Raw genomic sequence first — 20,416 nt, 5'->3', positions numbered from 1 at the left:
TTAACAGTAAGCACGATGAGTGATTTCCAAAGAATAGCATTCGAATTTATGTATTGGGCAGAAGGGATTTCAGCTGCTGTCTCTCTTATATTTTATAGCAGAATAAAAGATAAATACTGGAAATACTTTGTGTTTTATCTCATTTTTATTTTCTTAAGTGAAAGCATCGGAAGATGGGGCGGACTTTTTTTTGAGTATAATAAACAGGCTTTTTACAATTATTTTGTAATTCCTGTACAGTTCATTTTTTTCTATTGGCTGTATGCTGCAAGGTCTTTCGGGAAAATGAATCTTTTTCTTATTCTCTCTTCCGTTTACCTTCTTTCATTTATCCCAAGTGAATTTTTATATTCCGAAAATAAAGTAATGTTTTCTCTTAACTATACACTTGGATGCCTGATTTTAATGATTCTTGTAGTTATGGAATATTATAAACAGATTAACGATTCTGATATTTTGAATTTTGATAAAAACAGAATGTTTTATATCAATCTCGGGGTAACCTTGTTTTATATTGGAACGTTGCCGTTCTGGACTTTCCTGGAACTTATTAAGCAGTATCGTGAAATATTCAACATTTATTTTGCGTATTTTCTTATTTCAGGAATTATTATGTACATGTTATTTTCAATTTCATTCATATGGGGAAAACAGAGCTCCTGATAACAATTATCTTATTCAACATGTTTTTTGTGTTGTTTGTTGCAGCAGTGATGATGTACATCCGCAAATACAGGCAGCGTAAAAAAGAATACCTGCATGAAATTGAAGTGAAAAATGAGATTCACAAGCGTGAACTTCTGGCTACACAACTCGAGATACAACAGGCTACCATGCAGCAGATCGGCCGTGAACTGCATGATAATATCGGGCAGAAACTTACCCTCGTAAGTCTTTACACCCAGCAGCTTCTGTATGAAAATAAAGTTCCTGAAGTCAGTGAAAGAATTGATCAGGTTTCGCAGATTATCAACCAGTCTTTGCAGGATCTCAGAAGCCTTTCAAAAACACTCACTGATGATAAAATCAATCAAAAGGAAATTGTAACTTTAATACAGGAAGAAGTAGACAATACCAATGCTTTTAAAAAATGCAAGGTGTCATTCAAATGCAATTTCAGGCAGCTTGATTTAGGATTTGCTCATAAGAATGTGCTGCTGAGAATTACTCAGGAATTTATTCAGAACAGTATAAAACATTCAAGTTGCAAAAATATACGGATTACCCTGAACACTTCTGAAGAAGCACTTTGGGAACTGAATATTCAGGACGATGGCATCGGTTTCGACCAGTCAAAAATCAAATCAAACGGCATCGGTCTCACCAATATGAAGAACAGAGCCGAAATTATTGGAGCTGATTTCTGCCTTGAAAGCCGCGAAAATTTTGGGACTACACTCAATATTATTTTAAAGAAACAGTCATGAAAAAGACAATAGTGATCGTTGATGATCACATACTTATCGCAAAAGCATTAGAAGGAATCATCGACAATTTTGCTGAATTTGAAGTAGTTTATGTGGCAGAGAATGGTAAAGATCTTATTCAGAAATTTGAAAACAACAGCAGAATTCCGGATATTATTTTGTTGGATATCAGCATGCCGATCATGGACGGATTTGAAACTGTATTATGGCTTAGGGAAAATCATCCGGGTGTTAAGGTAATGGCGCTGAGCATGCAGGGTGACGACAAAAGCGTCATTAAAATGATAAAAAACGGGGCAAAGGGCTACTTGCTGAAAAATACACATCCGAAAGAGCTTGAAAATGCACTCGTAAGATTGAACACAGACGGGTTCTTCTACCCCGACTGGGCTTCAAAAATTATTTTCTCCAATATGAATAACGACGAGTCGGCAAACAGTATTAAAATTTCCGAACGCGAAAAAGAGTTTCTTAAATACACAGTTACTGAGCTTAGCTATAAAGAAATTGCCGATAAGATGTGCTGCAGTCCGAGAACGGTTGAAAGCTACAGGGATCAGCTTTGTGATAAGCTTGATCTCAAAACCCGTGTTGGACTGGCTGTATTTGCTATTAAAAATGGATTCGCAGGCTAAAGTTAGGATGTATTAAAATTTTGATTAATGTGATATTTATGCAATAAATTATTGTATGAATTAATGTTTTCTCATAGTAATATTAAAAATGTTATTGATTGAATAATAAAATTAAGTAACATATTGGTGAAATAATTGTGTAGTAATTCTGAATTTTTTAATTTCATTTTCTGTAACAAAATATATTTATATGAAAAAACTACTATTCGGAGTTCTTATGCTGAGCTTCCTGTCGTGTAACAGTGACAACATTAACAACCAGACTGAAGAGTCCTCAAACAACACAGAAAATTTAGGTGGATCTGCCTTTAAAAGAGGATGTCCGTCTGAAGACATCAGGAAAACTGCCCTTCAGAGCAGTGCTGAACTCAGACAAAAATATTCTGAGCTTGAAGCCAATACAGAAAAATTTACCAATGATCTTAAATTGGGGAAAGTACTTTCCGATGGAACAGTTGAAATTCCTGTGGTGGTAAATGTCTTATACAGAACCTCAGCAGAAAATATTTCCGCTGCCCGTATTGCAGAGCAGATTGCTGTTCTGAATGCAGATTACGGAGGGACAAACACGGATGTCTCTAAAATCCCGACTGCTTTTCAGGGGGTAAAAGCCGGAGATGTTAAAGTAAGATTCAGGCTGGCAAATACCGTGAGAAAATCTACTACCAAAACGAGCTGGAGCACAAATGACGCCATGAAAAGATCTTCAAGCGGCGGAATTGATGCTACAAGTCCTGCCAATTATCTTAATATCTGGGTTGTAGGAAATATGGGACAGATCCTTGGATATGCTACATTTCCGGAATCTTCAGGGCTGTGGAATGACGGAGTGGTAATCGCTGCTTCTTATTTCGGGAAAACAGGGGCTTCAGCGCCATTTAACCAAGGAAGAACCGCTACGCATGAGGTAGGACATTATTTAAATCTCAGACATATCTGGGGAGATGCTAACTGCGGAAATGATCTTGTTACGGATACTCCTACCCAAACGGGTCCAAACTATGGAAAGCCAAGCTATCCGTTATATAATACCTGCGGAGGTGTACAAAGATCTGTAATGTTCATGAATTATATGGACTATGTGGATGATGCTGCCATGTTTATGTTCTCATCAGGACAGAAAACAAGAATGCAGTCTGTGGTAGCTTCATCAGGAGCAAGGTCAGGATTAAGACTGTATTAATTGCGTAATACCTTTTCATAAATACGAAAGTCCGGCTGTTTCAGAATGAAACAGCCGGACTTGTTCTATAGCTTTTTATAAAGTTTTCTTATTGTCATCTGGCGTATAATCCATGAAAATTCCGCCATTGAGATTTATCGATTGTACCTTTTTGGTAATTGGAATGGTCAGCATGGTCTGTCTTTGGTCTTTTTCCCAGACGGAAGGCGAGAAATGAAGCTTTTCCGCTGTTCCGTCTTCATAGGTGATTTCTGCTGAAAAAGGAATAACAAAACCGCCTACATTATCTATGTTTACCGTTAAAAGATCATTCATCTGGCTGGCTCCGGCTACTTTAAGATCAATATAATTATTGGTGTAGAACCAGTTGTTGAAAAACCAGTTGAGGTTTTTTCCGGAACCCGTGTTCATGGAATAGAAATAATCCCATGGAATAGGATGTTTGCCATTCCAGTTATTCATGTAGTGATGCAATGCTTTTTTAAAAAGGTCATCTCCAAGATAATCCTTTAAGGCAAGATAAGATAATGAAGCTTTTACATACGAATTGTTTCCGTATCCTGCACCGCTTACCTGTGTGCTCATGGTGATAATGGGCTGGTCCTGTTCTGCTGAAGGATCATCGATCCATCGTTTCACCCTGAAATTTTTATAAAATTCTTTGGCTTTAGCCTCACCATTTTCATCGATTCCGATCAGATATTCCAATGTGGTTGCCCAGCCTTCATCCATAAAAGCATATCTCGTTTCGTTGATTCCCATATAGAAGGGAAAATACGTATGCGCAATTTCATGATCGGCCGTTAATCTGGCATCCTGGAAATCATCAGGAATGCTGGTATCGTTGATCATCATTGGGTATTCCATATCGGCATATCCTTGTACGGCAGTCATAACATTGTAGGGATATTCTACGCCGGGCCAGTTTTTGGAAAACCAGTCCAGGTTGTAGCGCATCCATTCAACATAATGTTCAAAATCTTTAGCTTCAGGTCCATATGCAGCCTGAACACTGGCTCTTTTTGTTTTCAGCTGAACGCTTGATGCATCCCAGGCATAGTGGCTGCTTAGTGCAAAACAGAAATCTGTAATATGGCTGGCTTTAAATTTCCACACATTCCATTTATTCTGCCTCGTAACTTTTCCGGATTTCATTTCGTGTGGAGTAGCCACATGAATCACCTTGTCACTTTTTAAAGAGGTTTTATATCTTTTTAAATACTCAGACTGAAGAACGGCTTCGGGATTAAGAAAATCTCCCGTGGCCCAGACTACATAATTTTTTGGAGCGCTAATAGCAAAGCTGTAATCGTTAAAATCATTATAAAATTCCTGCCTGTCGGAATGTGGGAGCATATCCCATCCGTTATAATCATCATACACAGATATTCTCGGGAAAGAATAGGCAACATAAAAAGTTTCAGGATCGATCTGACCTTCTCTTCCGCTCTCTACAGATAGCGGGTATTCCCATTCAATCTTTATTTCAGCTTTGGACTTAGATTTTAAAGCGGAATTCAATTTTATCTTTTCAACGGTTCCCCAATTTTCACTGTTAACAGCATATTTTTCGCCATTTACAATAAATGATTTAATATGCAGTCCCGAGGTTAAAAAATCTTTGGAAACCATACCCGATCTTGGAGCCTGCGGTTTATGTAAATTATTTACGAACCGGATAGCAAGTTCCGTAAGGTTGTCCGGGCTGTTGTTGCTGTAAAGAATCGTTTCTTTTCCGGAAACGATTTTCGAATTAGCATCCACTTTTACCTCTACATTATAAACCCCTTTGTTTTGCCAGTAATTTTTTCCAGGTGCTCCGGATAAATCGCGCGTACCATTGGCGTATGCTTTCTTGATATTTCTTGGCATATACAACTCCTGAGCAGAAAATTGCCATGAAGCCAGAAGCAATAATCCCCAAACTAATCTTCTCATTAAAATTTTTTTATAATCAATTAATTTAACATAAAAGTAATGAAAAACAGTAATAAAAATATTACTCATCTTATTATTTATCAGCTGTTAACAAGTAAAATTCAAGACAGCCTCTTTCCAGTATTGTTTTTACTTTAAATAATATATTATACAGCTTTAATCGGACGTACAAAGATACATCAATTTAGCACGGATGTTATAAAAAGTATATTAAAAAGAAGTCATATTTATAGCGTATTTAAACCAATTATTTTATGAAATGTTGTATTATTTTAATTAGTGATATGATGAAAGAATAAATATTTGGCAGAAACAAAAAATCTTTTTACATTTACACCTAACAAGTGTTAGTTAGTTATATGGATTTTTCAGTTGAATATTTAAAGCTCAACCAGTTGAGACAGCTTCAGTCTGAGCGGTTGGCTAAATTGGTAGGCTATCTTGGAGAGAAGTCGGAGTTTTATAGAAGAAGGTTTAATGAAGAAGGAATAGTTCCACAAGATATCAGGTCTATTGAAGATATTACGAAACTTCCTATTACTTACAAGCAGGATTTGAGAGACAATTATCCGTTCGGATTGTTTACCGTTCCTAAAAATGAACTGCAGAGAATTCACTGTTCAAGCGGAACAACAGGTAAGCCGACGGTTGTTGGATACACCAAAGAAGATGTTGATTTATTCAGCGAAGTCGTAGCGAGATCTTTGAATGCGGCAGGGGCAAAACCCGGAATGCAGTTGCACAATGCCTATGGTTACGGGATTTTTACTGGTGGGTTGGGACTTCATTATGGCGCTGAAAAATTAGGAATGAGCGTTCTTCCTATTTCCGGAGGGATGACAGCGAGGCAGGTAGATTTAATTATAGATTTTAAGCCGGAAGTTCTTTGCTGTTCACCTTCTTACTCTTTAACGCTGGCGGATGAATTTGCAAAAAGAGGAATTTCTGCGGATGAAATCAGCTTGAAATATGCCGTTTTAGGTTCTGAACCCTGGACGGAATTGATCAGGCATCATATTGAAGAAAAACTGGGCGTTCATGCGACCAATATTTATGGTTTAAGTGAAATTATCGGTCCCGGCGTTTCTATGGAGGATTTTGAGGAAAAAGGAGGAGCTTACATTTGGGAAGATCACTTTTATCCTGAAATTTTAGATCCGATTACGAAAGAACCGGTACCATTTGGAGAAGAAGGCGTTTTGGTGATCACGACTTTAACGAAAAAAGCAATGCCGCTGTTACGTTACTGGACAAATGATATTACCAGTCTTTACTATGATGAAAATGGTAAAAGAACCATGGTAAAGATGAAACCAATTCTTGGAAGAGCAGATGATATGCTGATCGTAAGAGGAGTAAATGTTTATCCAAGCCAGATCGAGGAAGCGTTTTCTCATATAAAAGGGGTTGTTCCGAATTATTATTTAACACCGGTTGAAAAAGAACAAATGTGTGTGGCACTGGATATTGATGTGGAAGTAGATGATGAATTGGTAAAGGCGCAAAATTTAAGTTTAAATACCGACGATTATGCTATTTTTGTTGGAAATTTCGGAAAAAATATAGAAAACGAAATTAAAAAGCGGGTAGGAATCACCACGAAAGTAAAAATTCATGCTCAGGACAGTCTTCCGAAATGCGAAGGCGGAAAAATTAACAGAATACTTAAAAAATAAATGAATTCATTTTATAAACTAAAAACAGTTAAGGTTCAGAAAGATACCAACGATGCAGTAAATGTAGCCGTTGAAATTCCTGAGGAACTGAAGGATAAATTCAGATTCAAGCAGGGGCAGTATCTTAATTTCAGAATGATGATCAACGGAAATGAAGAGAGACGGTCTTATTCTATCTGTAACGCACCAAGTGAGAAAAGTAACACACTGGAAGTACTGGTAAAATTATTGGAAGGCGGAAAGGTTTCCGGATACTTCAACGAGCATCTTCACATGGATGAAATGCTTGAAGTGATGCCTCCAATGGGCGGTTTCAACACATCTTATCATCCAACGAACGTTAAAACGTATATCGGCCTTGCTGCAGGAAGCGGAATTTCCCCGGTATTGTCCAATATTAAAGAAAGTCTTTACCAGGAACCGAATTCAAACGCTTATCTGTTCTACAGCAACAGAAGTATGAATCATGTAATGAAAAAGGCTGAGATCGATAAATTGGTTGAGCACTTCAACGGAAGACTGAAAGTTATCTATTTGGTTAGCCGTGAAAAGCATGAAGACCAATTATTTGAAGGACGAATCTGTCCGGATAAACTGGAACAGCTTTTTGAAAGACATCCTCAAATTGATGTGAAAGAATCTACATATTTTATCTGTGGCCCTTCAGAGATGATTAAGAGTGTTGCCGATTATTTAAAGAAAGATAAAAAAGTACCGGCCATTCAGGTTTTATTTGAATATTTCACCGCTCCGGATGAAGAAAACACGGAGGAGATGAGTGATGAATTTAAAGCGATTGCCAATATCGAAAGTATGGTAACAGTAATCATTGATGATGATGAATATTCGTTCCACCTGAATTCTAAAAAAGAAAGTATCTTAGATAAAGCATTGAAAGACAATCTTCCTGTGCCTTTTGCGTGTAAAGGAGGAGTGTGCTGTACGTGTAAAGCCGAAGTTTTAGAAGGTGAAGTTTTCATGGAGAAAAACTACGCGCTTACCGAAGAAGAAGTAGCCAGAGGTTACGTTCTTACCTGCCAGTGTCATCCTACAACGAATGTGGTGATGCTTAATTATGACGTGTGATTAATATAACAATGTAAAAGTTTACCAATGTAACAATTATTGCTAGACTGTTAAATTGATACATTGTTACATTTTAAAATTTGAAAAATTTTAATTATGGATTTAGAAAAATTTGTACAATACGTACACGACGAAAATAAAGTAGAACCAAAAGATGTAATGCCTGACGATTACAGGAAATTATTGGTTCGTCAGATCTCCCAGCACGCCCATTCCGAAATTGTAGGAATGTTACCTGAAGCCAACTGGATTTCCAGAGCGCCTTCGTTGAGAAGAAAAATGGCGCTTTTGGCGAAAGTTCAGGATGAGGCAGGTCATGGTTTATACCTTTATTCTGCAACCGAAACTTTAGGTGACGGAACGGTGAGAGCCGACAGAGACGCCACTTATGATGATATGCTTTCAGGAAAAGCAAAATATTCCAGCATCTTCAATTATCCGACGTTAAGTTGGGCGGATATCGGCGCCATCGGCTGGCTGGTAGACGGAGCGGCAATTATGAATCAGGTAATGCTCATGGGAAATTCTTACGGGCCTTATTCCAGAGCGATGGTGAAAATCTGTAAGGAAGAATCTTTCCACCAAAGACAGGGTTATGAGATTTTGATGGCGCTTTGCCGTGGTACAAAACAGCAGAAAGAAATGGCTCAGGCTTCATTAAACCGTTTCTGGTGGCCGGCGTTAATGATGTTTGGTCCGAATGATGATAGTTCGCCAAATTCTAAGATCTCTATGAATTACAGGGTGAAAAGAGAAAGTAACGACAGCCTTCGTCAGAGATTTGTTGACGTTACTGTTGCTCAGGCTGAGTTTTTAGGATTAACCATTCCGGATAAAGATTTAAAATGGAATGAAGAAAGACAGCACTATGATTTCGGGGAACTTCCTTGGGATGAATTCATGGAAATCCTGAAAGGGAACGGACCGTGCAATAAAAAACGTATCGAAACCAAAAGAAAAGCTCAAAGAGAGAATTCTTGGGTAAAAGAAGCTGCAGCGGCTTTCGCAGAAAAACAACAAAAAGAAGTAATATAATTTGAAAATGTGCTAATTTGAAAATTTGGAAATGACCTTAACCAAGTTAATTATTCTCAAATTTTCAATTAAACTGATCAATCAATTTTCAAATTAACCAATTTTCAAATTTTCAAATTAATTATGGCAAATTTAGATATGTGGGAAGTGTTTATTCAGACTAAACCGGGATTATCTCACAAACACGTTGGGGTAGTACAGGCACCAACAGCAGAAATGGCTTTGCAGAACGCAAGAGACGTTTATACAAGAAGAAAAGAAGGAACTTCTGTTTGGGTTGTTCCAAGTAAATATATCGTGACTTCGGAAGGAATTGATAAAGAAGCATTCTTCGATCCGGCTGATGACAAGTTGTACCGTCACCCGACCTTCTACGAAATTCCGAATGATGTAAAAAATATGTAGATTAATAATTTGAAAATGTGCTAATTTGAAAATTTGGGAATGACCTTAATCATGTTAATTTTCTCAAACTTTCAATTAAAACAAACAATCAATTTTCAAATAACTAATTCTCAAATTTTCAAATTAAAAAATAATGAACCCATTATACAATTATTTATTAAAACTGGCAGACGACAGCTTCATCATGGGACAACGTTTGTCTGAATGGTGTGGTGAAGGTCCTTATCTGGAGGAAGATATTGCTTTGACGAATATCGCACTAGATGAACTTGGACAGGCCAACAACTTTTACGTGTACGCTTCAAGAGTTATTGATGACGGTAAAAGCGAAGATGATCTTGCCTTTTTAAGATACGAACATGAATACGTAAATGCCCATTGGACAGAGCTTCCCAACGAAGATTATGCACAGACGATTTTAAAAGTATACGTTTTTGCAGTCTATCAGAAATTAATGTACGAAGCATTGTCAAATTCTGCAAATGAAGAACTTTCTGCGATTGCTCAGAAATCTTTAAAAGAAGTAAGATATCACTATACACACGCCGCTTCCTGGATGAAGATTTTCGCTCAGGGAACGGAAGAAAGTAGAACCCGGCTGGTAAAGGCCGTTGAGAATATCTGGGAATATACAAAAGGTTTATTTGCAAAAACAGAAGGTGAAGATGATTTGATAGCTTTAAATATTGCTCCAAATACAGATGTTCTTTACGAAGAATTTTTAGCGATCACCCAGAAAGATTTTGCAGATTTCGGGTTGGAATATCCAACAAATCCTTTTATGCAGCCAAAATCAAGAACAGGTTATCACACGGAATATTTTGGATATATTCTTTGTGAATTACAATATATGCAGAGAGCGTATCCTGGTTGTACTTGGTAAAAAAATCAATGAGTTAATTTGAAAATGTGCTAATTTGAAAATTGAGGAGTGCCATAAATTTTCAAATTACCCAAATTTTCAAATTTTCAAATTAATTATGAAAAATCCTTTAGACATATTAGAACTCGTTCCTGATCCGGAAATTCCGGTAATCAATATCGTGGAATTGGGCATTGTAAGAGAAGTAAAAGTTACCGGCGAAAATTCTTGTGAAGTAACGATTACGCCTACTTATTCAGCCTGTCCCGCTATGTTTAACATTGAGGAAGATATCATCAAGATCATGAAACAAAACGGGTGGGAGGCAAAAGTAGTGACCAAGATGTTTCCGATTTGGACAACGGACTGGCTTACTGATGAAGCGAGAGAAAAACTTCGCGTTTATGGAATCACGCCTCCCGAAAAAGGAGCCGACGAACACCATATCGGAAAACCAAAAAAATGCCCTCGCTGCGGTTCTATGAACTCAAAACAGATCAGCAGATTTGGGTCTACTTTGTGTAAGGCTTCTTATCAATGCTTAGACTGTTTAGAGCCTTTTGATTATTTTAAATGCCATTAATCAACTTGAAAATGTGTAAATTTGAGAATGAGTTAATTAATAGAAATTGCTTAAAAAATATCTTCAAATTATATAATTTTCAAATTAAAAAATTAATACTATGTACACACAACTCGATATTGAGAGCCACTTCGAAGGAAAGCTTAAGATCGCTTACCTCAACCAGCCTGACACCATGAATGCGCTTACAAAGCCATCATTATCAGATCTGAAAGATTTTGTAAAAGAATGTAGTGAAGATCCTCAGGTACGATGTGTCGCTATTTCAGGAAGAGGAAGAGCTTTTTGTTCCGGTCAGAATTTGGATGATGCTTTTGTTCAGGGAAATGAGCATCATGATAATGATATTATCAGAAAAATTGTGGAAGATTACTACAATCCTCTGGTTATGGAAATTACGCGCTGCAGAAAGCCTGTAGTGGCTTTGGTAAATGGTCCCGCAGTAGGAGCAGGAGCAATGTTGGCGTTAATTTCTGATTTCGTTTTAGCGGTTGATAAATCGTACTTTGCACAGGCATTTTCTAATATAGGTCTTATACCGGATACGGGAGGAACTTATTTCTTACCAAAATTAATGGGTAGACAGCTTGCAAATTATTTAGCATTTACAGGAAAAAAATTATCGGCTGAAGAAGCAAAATCATACGGATTGGTGGCTGAAGTTTTTAATGAAGAAGAATTTCTATCAAGATCCATGGAAATTCTTGAAAAAATGGCAAATATGCCGACGGCAGCCATTAAACTTACCAAAAAAGCTTTCGCCAATTCTTATAACAATACACTGAAAGAACAGCTGGAACTGGAAGCAGATCTACAGCAGGAAGCAGCAGGTACAGAAGATTTCGTGGAGGGAGTAAGTGCCTTTTTACAAAAAAGAAAACCTGATTATAAAGGAAAATAAGAATTAATATAACAATGTAGTAATCTAGCAATGTAACAATGACCAAAATTTTTTACATTGGTAAACTGCTACATTGTTAAATTGTTACATTAAAAACATGAAAAATGTAGGAATTATCGGTGCCGGAACAATGGGAATCGGCATTGCACAAGTAGCCGCAACGAACGGATGCAAAGTCTGGATTTATGACGCGAATGCAAAACAAGTAGAAACGGCAACCGTAGGTTTGGAAAAAACATTGACTAAACTGGTCGACAAAGAAAAAATTTCAGCAGAGAAAATGACTGAAATTTTAAATAATATTTCCATCGCTACTGAACTGAAAGACTTCAAAGATTGCGAATTAATCATTGAAGCCATCATCGAAAACAAAGAAATCAAAACCAAAGTTTTCACAGAATTGGAGAAACACGTTTCAGAAAGCTGTGTTATTGGTTCCAATACTTCATCCATTTCCATCACCTCTCTCGGTGCGGAATTACAGAAACCGGAGCGTTTCATTGGGATTCATTTCTTCAACCCGGCTCCGTTGATGCCTTTGGTTGAGGTCATCCCATCTTTATTAACAGAAAAATCTTTAGCGGGAAAAATCTATAATCTTATGAAAGATTGGGGAAAGATACCGGTTATTGCTAAAGATATTCCAGGATTTATCGTAAACAGAATTGCCCGTCCTTATTATGGAGAAGCATTAAGAATTGTGGAAGAGAACATCGCAACGGTAGAACAGGTAGATGAAGCCATGAAAACATTAGGAAATTTCAGAATGGGACCTTTTGAATTAATGGATCTTATTGGTGTTGACGTCAATTTCTCCGTAACCAAAACCGTGTACAACGAATATTTTTACGATCCGAAATACAAACCGTCTCTCCTTCAGCAAAGAATGTCTGAAGCCAAACTTCACGGCAGAAAAACAGGAAAAGGATTCTATGATTATTCTGAAGGTGCACAAAATCCTGTTCCTCAAAAGGATGAAGTATTGTACGATGATATTTTTCACAGAATTCTTTCCATGCTTATCAATGAAGCTGTTGAAGCAAAAAGATTGGGAATTGCCAGTGATGAAGATCTTGAATTAGCCATGCAGAAAGGTGTAAATTATCCAAAAGGTCTTTTACAATGGGGAAAAGAAATTGGATACGATCTGGTAACTGAGGTCCTTGAAAATCTTTATGATGAGTATCAGGAAGACAGATACAGACAAAGTCCATTGTTGCGTAGAATGTAACCTGTTTATTTATAGATTGTTGCTGTAACAAATAATAAATTATGATTAAAAAGAAATTGATCTCATCTTTTATAGTTGCATTTTTTTCAACGATTTTTATCGGAGGTATATTTTACTTAACTGATACTCGTTTTAAACCGATTGACGGTGATAAAATGTTTAGTTGGGGATTCGTAATCATTTATTTTTTAGCAATGTTCATAAGTAATTTCTTTATGGATAAACTGATAATTTTTTTTAAAAGACTAATCCAAAAGATTTGATAAAATAAATGTTTTAATGGATATAAATGCATTCAGAGCCGAATTGGAAACAAGATTGAGCATTGAAAAACAATATATTGTTCAAGAGCTTTCTTCGATAAATGATTATCAGGAAAAACTTGAATCATTGGGAAAATTCAATGAAAAATATCGTGAAATAATTAAAAGGTTATCCAATGAATTTGGAATTGATTTAAATGAGCCTTTTCAAACAGAAAATCCATCAAAATCGGAAAGTCTTACTTATGAACAGATCATTTTAGGTAGAACTATGAGTATTTATGACAAATTGGTTGATGAATTATATGAAGAAATAACAAGTACAAATTAAAGATGAATCCGAGACAGGTTGCAGAATATATGTTCGATCAGGATTTTTTTTCCCAATGGATGAATATCAAACTGATTGATGTTAAAGAAAATTATTGTTTAATAGAAATGCCCATTAAAAAAGAAATGATTAACGGGCTAAAAACCGTTCACGGGGGTGTTACGTTTGCTTTTGCAGATTCGGCACTGGCGTTTTCATCCAACAACTCCGGAGATGCTGCCGTAGCCCTGAACTGTATCATCAATTTTACCAAGGCCGGAAAAGAAGGCGATGTTTTCAGAGCAGAAAGCATTTTGGTAAACGACACCAGAAAAACTGCTGTTTACGATATAAAAATTACAAATCAAAATAAAGAATTGATTGCAAAATTTGTCGGAACAGTATATAAAATTGGAAAGAAAGTAACGGAGCTGTAACTCAATGTAACAATTTATCAGTATAACAATTTAACAATGATGAAATAAAATTCAATGAACACAAATGATAAATTTCGAGAATAATCCATTAATTGAGAAAACAGTTCAATTTTCTTTAGATATTATTGAATTTTGTGAACTGTTAGATGAAAAAAGAAAATTTGTTATTGCTAAACAATTGTTACGCTCTGGGACAAGCATAGGAGCCAACTCATTTGAAGCACAAAACCCACATAGCAAGAGTGATTTTATCAATAAAATAAAAATCGCAGCAAAAGAATTAGAAGAAACAAAATATTGGCTCTATCTCTGTAAGCATTCAAAAACTTATCCTTTTAATGAAAAGTTAGAACTTCAGGTTGCCGAGATTGGGAAAATTATATATAAAATATTAAGTACAAGTTTAAAAAATTAATCTAGCAATGTACCAGTTTATCAATATATCAATAATTGTTACACTGTTACACTACTAGATTGTTATATTAAAAACATTATGAACAACGTATACATCATAGATTACATCAGAACACCCATTTCAAAATTAAGCGGTGGTCTTTCAGAAGTTAGAGCCGATGATTTGGCTGCCATTGTTATTAAAGAAATTATAGCAAGAAATCCTGAAGTTCCGGTTGAAGAAATTGAAGATGTTATTTTCGGATGTGCCAATCAGGCAGGTGAAGACAACAGAAATGTAGCCAGAATGGGACTTTTATTGGCGGGGCTTCCGTATAAAATCGGCGGGGAAACCGTAAACAGATTATGTGCTTCGGGAATGTCTGCGGTGGCCAATGCATTTCGTTCTATTGCAGCTGGAGAAGGTGAAATTTATATTGCCGGTGGAGTGGAGCATATGACACGTTCGCCTTACGTAATGTCAAAACCCAGCACAGCTTTCGGAAGAGACAGCCAGATGTTTGACACCACTTTCGGATGGAGATTCATCAACCCGAAAATGAAAGAAATGTACGGAGTAGACGGAATGGGCGAAACCGCAGAAAATTTAGCGGATATTCATAGCATCAGCCGTGAAGATCAGGATAAATTTGCCCTTTGGTCACAGCAAAAAGCAACCAAAGCTCAGCAAAACGGAAGACTGGCAGAAGAAATCGTAAAAGTTGAAATTCCTCAGAAAAAAGGCGAACCGAAGATCTTTGATAAAGACGAATTCATTAAGCCGGCTTCTTCAATGGAAGGTTTAGGGAAGCTTCGTCCTGCTTTCAGAAAAGAAGGAACGGTAACGGCTGGAAATGCTTCCGGCATGAATGACGGTGCAGCAGCATTGATCTTAGCCAGTGAAGAAGCCGTACAAAAATACGGACTTCATCCTATTGCAAAAATTTTAGGTTCAGCCGTTGCTGGTGTGGAACCAAGAATCATGGGAATCGGTCCTGTAGAAGCAACTCAGAAAGTATTAAAAAGAGTCAGTCTATCGTTAGACGATATGGATATTATCGAACTAAATGAAGCATTCGCAGCGCAGGCTTTGGCAGTAACCAGAACATTGGGATTAAAGGATGATGATTCAAGAGTGAATCCAAACGGAGGAGCGATTGCTATTGGTCATCCACTTGGTGTTTCGGGAGCAAGAATTGTTGGTTCTGCCGCAATGGAATTGCAAAAACAAAATAAAAAATATGCCTTGTGTACTCTTTGTATCGGTGTCGGACAAGGGTATGCGATGGTGATTGAACGGGTTTAATGTGAAAATGTGCTAATTTGAGAATTTGAAAATGATTATAACAATTTTAAGTTCTCAGATTGTAGTACTCAAAAATTTTCAAATTAACTCATTCTCAAATTTTCAAATTAAAATTATGAATATCTACTCATACCACGGGATCAAACCAATCATTAAGCCTTCCGCTTACGTTCATCCGCAGGCGGTAATTATCGGCAATGTGGAAATCGGCGAAGAAGTTTATGTCGGTCCCAACGCGGTGATCCGTGGGGACTGGGGTAAAATTATCGTCAAAGACGGCGCTAATGTTCAGGAAAACTGTACGCTTCACGTTTTTCCCGGGATTGAAACCATTTTGGAAGAATCTGCACATATCGGTCACGGCGCTATTATTCATTCCGGGCATATCGGAAAAAACTGCTTAGTCGGAATGAATGCTGTCGTGATGGATAAAGCTGTTATTGGTGACGAATGTATTATTGGCGCTTTGGCTTTTGTACCTGCCAATTTTACATGTGAACCAAGAAAACTGATCGTTGGAAGCCCAGCAAAAATTATCCGTGATGTTTCCGATGAAATGATTAAATGGAAAACAGAAGGGACAAAACTATATCAGGAATTGGCGAGAGAAGGAAAAGATGCTATTTTGCCCTGCGAACCATTTACAGAATACGTTCAGCAGATTCCTACAAAAGTTGTTGATTACAGCATTTGGGACGATATTAAATAACAAGAATCGCAAAGAAAAGAATTTTTAGTTTATAAAAAATGTTAAAAAAAATTCTCATTTTCTGTAGTATTTTGTTTGTATCTCACAATGTGATTTTAGCCCAAAACGGGAATATAAAACCACTTACTATCGGAGAAATCAGAACGATTAAGTCTAAGATTTTAAATGAAGATAGAACGTTAAACATCTATCTTCCGCAAAATTTTGATAGAGCAAAATCTTATCCGGTTATTTACCTTTTGGATGGAAGCATGAATGAAGATTTTATTCATGTTACAGGGTTGATCCAATTCTTTAATCAAATGTATTCCATGTCGGAGACAATTGTGGTGGGAATTGCTAATGTTGACAGAAAAAGAGACTTTACTTTTCATACAGATTTAAAGGATCTGCAAAAAGATTATCCCACAACTGGACATTCTGATAAGTTCATCAGTTTTCTTGAAAAAGAATTAAAACCTTATATCGAAAATCAATTTAAAACGACTGATAAGTATTTATTTGGTCAATCACTAGGTGGACTTTTAGCCACAGAAATTTTGTTGAAAAAACCTGAAATGTTTACTCATTATTTTATCATCAGTCCGAGTTTATGGTGGGATGATGAGAGTCTTTTAAAGCAAGCGGGTCAGCTATTAAACAAAATTCCTCATACGAAGAAATTTATTTATATTTCTGTGGGAAAAGGTGAACATCCCGTGATGGTAAAAGATGCTGAAGATTTATTTGATGTATTGAAAAAAGCCAACAAGAAAAACTGGACGGTAGAATATAAAATGATGGAAACGGACAATCACGCAACTATTCTTCACAGAAGTTTGTATGAAGGTTTGGTGAAATTGTTTCCGTATCAGGAACCGAAATAATTTTTTGTTTCATGAAAAATGATGAAATTAAAAATATCAAAAGTTTAGAAAATATTCAGGATCTTATTAGTGAGCTTCCTGAATTTAAATATCAAAAAGGATTAACAGAGAAACTAGATAATAAAAAAGACGATTTCACATATGAAACTATGTTAGAAATTGTCCTTTGGAAAACTAATCGATTTCCTGAAATTGATGATGATTTAATTATAAAAATTAATGAATTAAGAAAAGGATATGATGAGGATTTATCAGATAATATTTTAACTAAATTATTAGATTCGAAAGGCTTTGATTTGCCGATGGCTTCGACTTTTTTAAGATTTATTGATTCAGATTATTTTCAAATTATTGATCAAAGGGTTTACAGGATCTTATATGGAGAAAATTTAAAAATTCCATTTAGTAAACCCAAGAAAGCTGAATTATATAAACAATATCTTATTGATTTAAAAGAGGCTTGTATTGCTCATGATATTCCTTTTTCTAAATCTGACAGAATTTTTTATTTGTTGGATAAACATCCTCAAGTTAATAAAGATATAAAAATAAAGTATTAGTAAAAAGTAAAAAACTATATGGAAAAGTTAAAAAACTATATTCACGGCGAATGGGTCGAAGGAACCGGAAACGGGATTCCTTTGTACAATGCTGTGACAGGAGAACAGGTTGCTGTTTCTGATACGGAAGGATTGAATTTTGAACAGGCTCTGGACTATGGAAGAACAGTCGGCTACAAAAACCTCTCGTCCATGACATTTTATGACCGTGGAGAAATGCTGAAAAAAGTAGCGCTTTACCTTTTAGAAAGAAAGAAAAAATATTACGATTTATCTTATAAAACAGGAGCAACTCATGTAGATTCGTGGGTAGATATTGAAGGAGGGTTCGGTACTTTCTTTACCTACTCAGGTTTGGCAAAAAGAATGCTTCCGAACACACCGTTTTGGGTAGATGGGGAAACTCAGAAGATTTCTGCCAACGGAACTTTTCTGGGAACGCATATTTTAACACCAAGCGAAGGCGTTTCTATTCAGATCAATGCATATAATTTCCCGGTTTGGGGAATGTTGGAAAAACTATCTACCTCTTTATTGGCAGGTGTTCCGTCTATTGTAAAGCCTTCACCTTATGGTTCATATTTAACGAATGCCGTTTTCCACGATATGATCGAAAGCGGATTGCTTCCGGAAGGAGCCGTACAATTAGTTTGCGGTGAGCCTGGAAATATTCTGGATTACGTTCAGGATGGAGATTCTGTGTTGTTCACAGGTTCTGCCAATACAGGAAGAAAATTAAAATCGTTACCTTCGGTTGCCGGAAATGCGGTCCGTTTCAATATGGAAGCAGATTCTCTGAACTGTTCAATCCTTGGTTTGGATGCAAAGCCGGGAACTCCGGAATTTGATCTGTTCATCAAAGAAGTTCGTAACGAAATGACCACTAAAGCCGGGCAAAAATGTACGGCGATCCGAAGAATTGTTGTACCTGAGAATTTGATAGGCGATGTTCAGTATGCTTTATCTAAAGCTTTAGATCAAACCAAAATCGGAAATCCATTAAGTAGGGAAACAAGAATGGGATCTTTGGTAGGAAAGCAGCAGTATGATGAAGTCGTTAGAAAAATCAATTTGCTGAAAGCAGAAACCGAGCTTATTTATGACGGAAAACATGAACTGGTAGATGCCGATTACGAAAACGGAGCCTTCATGAGCCCGAAACTGTTTTTAAATGATAAACCGTTCGAGAAAAATATTTCTCACGATGTCGAAGCTTTTGGTCCTGTTTCTACGTTAATGCCTTACAAAGATGCCGAAGAAGCTGCGGCGTTGGCAAAAAGAGGAAAAGGAAGTCTGGTTGGTTCCATTGTTTCTTATGATAATAACTTCGTTGCAGAAACCTCATGGAAAATGGCATCTCAGCACGGAAGAATTTTTGTGTTGAACAGAGACAGTGCGAAAGAAAGTACAGGTCACGGTTCGCCGCTTCCGACTTTAATGCATGGCGGCCCGGGAAGAGCAGGCGGCGGTGAGGAAATGGGCGGACTGAACGGTCTTCATTTTTTCCTTCAGAAAACGGCAATTCAGGGTTCTCCGGATATTTTAACGGCAATTACGAAAATTTATCAGCAGGGTGCTGAGAAAAAATATTCAGACAAACATCCTTTCAGGAAATATTTTGAAGAAGTTGAAGTTGGAGATTCTTTAGAAACCGCAGGAAGAACCGTAACGGATGCGGATATCGTAAATTTCTCCAATGTTTCATGGGATCATTTTTATGCGCACACCGATGCTACAAGTTTAACGGGAACTATTTTCGATAAAACGGTTGCTCACGGATATTTTATCCTTTCTGCGGCGGCAGGATTGTTTGTTTCCGGGAAAAAAGGGCCGGTTATTGCGAATTACGGACTGGAAAACTGTTCTTTCTTCAAGCCTGTTTATGCCGGAGATACAATTACGGTGTATTTAACAGCGAAAGAAAAGATCAACCGGGGCGTAAAAGGAAGAAATATTCCATCTGGTGTTGTAAAATGGCTGGTTGAGGTTGTTAATCAAAGAGATGAAATTGTTTGTGTAGCTACAATTTTAACATTAGTAGCAAAACAATCTCCTTTTATTGAGTTAAACCTGAAAAATATTCAGAAAGCATTAAATGGTTTAACGGAATCTACTCAGCCGAAATGGGGGAAAATGTCGCCTCAGCAAATGATCGAACATTTGGAGCACGGTATTCTGGTAAGTTTAGGCGAGCCTGAAGCTGACAAATGCTTCACTCCGGAAGAGCAGTTGGAAAAATGGCAGGATTCTCTGTACAACCACAGAAAAATGCCAAAAGATTTCCCTGCACCATTTTTAGCAGAAGATGAAAAGCTTTTGGAACCAAGACATAAAAATCTAGAAGCCGCGAAGCAATCATTTATGGATAATCTGAAAAGGTTCATCATTTATTATAAAGAAAATCCACAGGCTGAGCATATGAATTTCGTGTTCGGAAAACTGAATAAAGAAATGTGGGAATTAATGCACAGAAAACATTTTACCCATCATTTTGAGCAGTTTGGATTGATTTAATTGAAAATAATTAATAAATTTATAATCCCTTTCAGTCATTGTTCTGGAAGGGATTTTTAGTATGAAACTTCTAAGACTTATTTTTTTAGCATTACT

Annotated in this window: 21 protein-coding genes; 20 read left to right on the top strand and 1 reads right to left on the bottom strand. The window is 36.7% G+C overall.

The genetic code is table 11. The features are described 5' to 3' along the window. Nucleotides 1–15 precede the first annotated feature (15 nt). The 4 genes from ODE14_RS11805 (at nucleotide 16) to ODE14_RS11790 (ending at nucleotide 3,245) form a co-directional block, all read left to right on the top strand. Nucleotides 16–663: a hypothetical protein gene (locus tag ODE14_RS11805; RefSeq protein ID WP_248390505.1), complete on the top strand. Its 648-nt coding sequence runs from the start codon at nucleotides 16–18 to the stop codon at nucleotides 661–663. After that, nucleotides 642–1,427 (top strand): sensor histidine kinase, encoded by a 786-nt coding sequence (locus ODE14_RS11800; RefSeq protein ID WP_263601578.1) that lies wholly within the window; start codon nucleotides 642–644, stop codon nucleotides 1,425–1,427. The genes ODE14_RS11805 and ODE14_RS11800 overlap by 22 nt, the downstream gene beginning before the upstream one ends. Beyond that, a complete protein-coding gene (locus ODE14_RS11795; RefSeq protein WP_263601577.1) occupies nucleotides 1,424–2,062 on the top strand; it encodes a response regulator transcription factor in 639 nt (212 codons plus the stop codon). Before ODE14_RS11800 ends, ODE14_RS11795 begins: the two co-directional genes overlap by 4 nt. A 190-nt stretch (nucleotides 2,063–2,252) precedes the next feature. Continuing rightward, a complete protein-coding gene (locus ODE14_RS11790) occupies nucleotides 2,253–3,245 on the top strand; it encodes a zinc metalloprotease (RefSeq protein ID WP_248390529.1) in 993 nt (330 codons plus the stop codon). A 75-nt stretch (nucleotides 3,246–3,320) separates the two neighbouring features. On the opposite strand, the gene ODE14_RS11785 is transcribed toward ODE14_RS11790, so the two are convergent. Further along, entirely contained in the window at nucleotides 3,321–5,183 is a 1,863-nt protein-coding gene (locus tag ODE14_RS11785) for a M1 family metallopeptidase (protein ID WP_263601576.1), read from the bottom strand. Between the two features lie 359 nt (nucleotides 5,184–5,542). On the opposite strand from ODE14_RS11785, the gene ODE14_RS11780 reads away from it, so the two are divergent. From ODE14_RS11780 to paaZ, 16 genes are all read left to right on the top strand, one after another. Then, nucleotides 5,543–6,859, top strand: a complete 1,317-nt coding sequence (locus ODE14_RS11780; RefSeq protein WP_263601575.1) for a phenylacetate--CoA ligase family protein — start codon at nucleotides 5,543–5,545, stop codon at nucleotides 6,857–6,859. Then, complete coding sequence (locus tag ODE14_RS11775) at nucleotides 6,860–7,945, top strand: 2Fe-2S iron-sulfur cluster-binding protein (protein ID WP_263601574.1); 1,086 nt, start codon at nucleotides 6,860–6,862, stop codon at nucleotides 7,943–7,945. 96 nt (nucleotides 7,946–8,041) lie between these two features. Further along, nucleotides 8,042–8,980, top strand: a complete 939-nt coding sequence (gene paaA / locus ODE14_RS11770; RefSeq protein WP_248390541.1) for a 1,2-phenylacetyl-CoA epoxidase subunit PaaA — start codon at nucleotides 8,042–8,044, stop codon at nucleotides 8,978–8,980. Between the two features lie 123 nt (nucleotides 8,981–9,103). After that, on the top strand, nucleotides 9,104–9,385 hold the full coding sequence (paaB, locus tag ODE14_RS11765) for a 1,2-phenylacetyl-CoA epoxidase subunit PaaB (RefSeq protein WP_263601573.1): 282 nt from the start codon (nucleotides 9,104–9,106) through the stop codon (nucleotides 9,383–9,385). Between the two features lie 133 nt (nucleotides 9,386–9,518). Then, nucleotides 9,519–10,268, top strand: a complete 750-nt coding sequence (paaC, locus tag ODE14_RS11760) for a 1,2-phenylacetyl-CoA epoxidase subunit PaaC (protein WP_263601572.1) — start codon at nucleotides 9,519–9,521, stop codon at nucleotides 10,266–10,268. Nucleotides 10,269–10,365: 97 nt separating this feature from the next. After that, the gene (paaD, locus tag ODE14_RS11755) at nucleotides 10,366–10,830 is read left to right on the top strand and encodes a 1,2-phenylacetyl-CoA epoxidase subunit PaaD (RefSeq protein WP_263601571.1); all 465 of its coding nucleotides are present in this window, start codon (nucleotides 10,366–10,368) and stop codon (nucleotides 10,828–10,830) included. Nucleotides 10,831–10,930: 100 nt separating this feature from the next. Next, a complete protein-coding gene (locus tag ODE14_RS11750) occupies nucleotides 10,931–11,731 on the top strand; it encodes an enoyl-CoA hydratase/isomerase family protein (protein WP_248390550.1) in 801 nt (266 codons plus the stop codon). Between the two features lie 97 nt (nucleotides 11,732–11,828). Further along, a complete protein-coding gene (locus tag ODE14_RS11745) occupies nucleotides 11,829–12,962 on the top strand; it encodes a 3-hydroxyacyl-CoA dehydrogenase NAD-binding domain-containing protein (protein WP_263601570.1) in 1,134 nt (377 codons plus the stop codon). A gap of 279 nt (nucleotides 12,963–13,241) precedes the next feature. Next, nucleotides 13,242–13,556: a hypothetical protein gene (locus tag ODE14_RS11740; protein ID WP_263601569.1), complete on the top strand. Its 315-nt coding sequence runs from the start codon at nucleotides 13,242–13,244 to the stop codon at nucleotides 13,554–13,556. A gap of 2 nt (nucleotides 13,557–13,558) precedes the next feature. Beyond that, nucleotides 13,559–13,972, top strand: coding sequence for a PaaI family thioesterase (locus ODE14_RS11735; protein ID WP_248390560.1), 414 nt, complete (start codon nucleotides 13,559–13,561; stop codon nucleotides 13,970–13,972). A 64-nt stretch (nucleotides 13,973–14,036) separates the two neighbouring features. Beyond that, on the top strand, nucleotides 14,037–14,387 hold the full coding sequence (locus ODE14_RS11730; protein WP_263601568.1) for a four helix bundle protein: 351 nt from the start codon (nucleotides 14,037–14,039) through the stop codon (nucleotides 14,385–14,387). 78 nt (nucleotides 14,388–14,465) lie between these two features. Further along, the gene (gene pcaF / locus ODE14_RS11725) at nucleotides 14,466–15,671 is read left to right on the top strand and encodes a 3-oxoadipyl-CoA thiolase (protein ID WP_263601567.1); all 1,206 of its coding nucleotides are present in this window, start codon (nucleotides 14,466–14,468) and stop codon (nucleotides 15,669–15,671) included. Nucleotides 15,672–15,786: 115 nt separating this feature from the next. Beyond that, nucleotides 15,787–16,380, top strand: coding sequence for a transferase hexapeptide repeat family protein (locus tag ODE14_RS11720; protein WP_263601566.1), 594 nt, complete (start codon nucleotides 15,787–15,789; stop codon nucleotides 16,378–16,380). A gap of 38 nt (nucleotides 16,381–16,418) precedes the next feature. After that, the gene (locus tag ODE14_RS11715; protein WP_263601565.1) at nucleotides 16,419–17,246 is read left to right on the top strand and encodes an alpha/beta hydrolase; all 828 of its coding nucleotides are present in this window, start codon (nucleotides 16,419–16,421) and stop codon (nucleotides 17,244–17,246) included. 11 nt (nucleotides 17,247–17,257) lie between these two features. After that, nucleotides 17,258–17,806 (top strand): hypothetical protein, encoded by a 549-nt coding sequence (locus ODE14_RS11710; RefSeq protein ID WP_263601564.1) that lies wholly within the window; start codon nucleotides 17,258–17,260, stop codon nucleotides 17,804–17,806. 18 nt (nucleotides 17,807–17,824) lie between these two features. Next, the gene (gene paaZ / locus ODE14_RS11705; protein WP_263601563.1) at nucleotides 17,825–20,320 is read left to right on the top strand and encodes a phenylacetic acid degradation bifunctional protein PaaZ; all 2,496 of its coding nucleotides are present in this window, start codon (nucleotides 17,825–17,827) and stop codon (nucleotides 20,318–20,320) included. The last annotated feature ends 96 nt before the right edge of the window (nucleotides 20,321–20,416 follow it).

Source organism: Chryseobacterium sp. PET-29 (genome assembly GCF_025736815.1).
Classification (GTDB): Bacteria; Bacteroidota; Bacteroidia; order Flavobacteriales; family Weeksellaceae; genus Chryseobacterium; species Chryseobacterium nepalense.
This window is presented reverse-complemented; position numbering and strand designations above follow the sequence as displayed.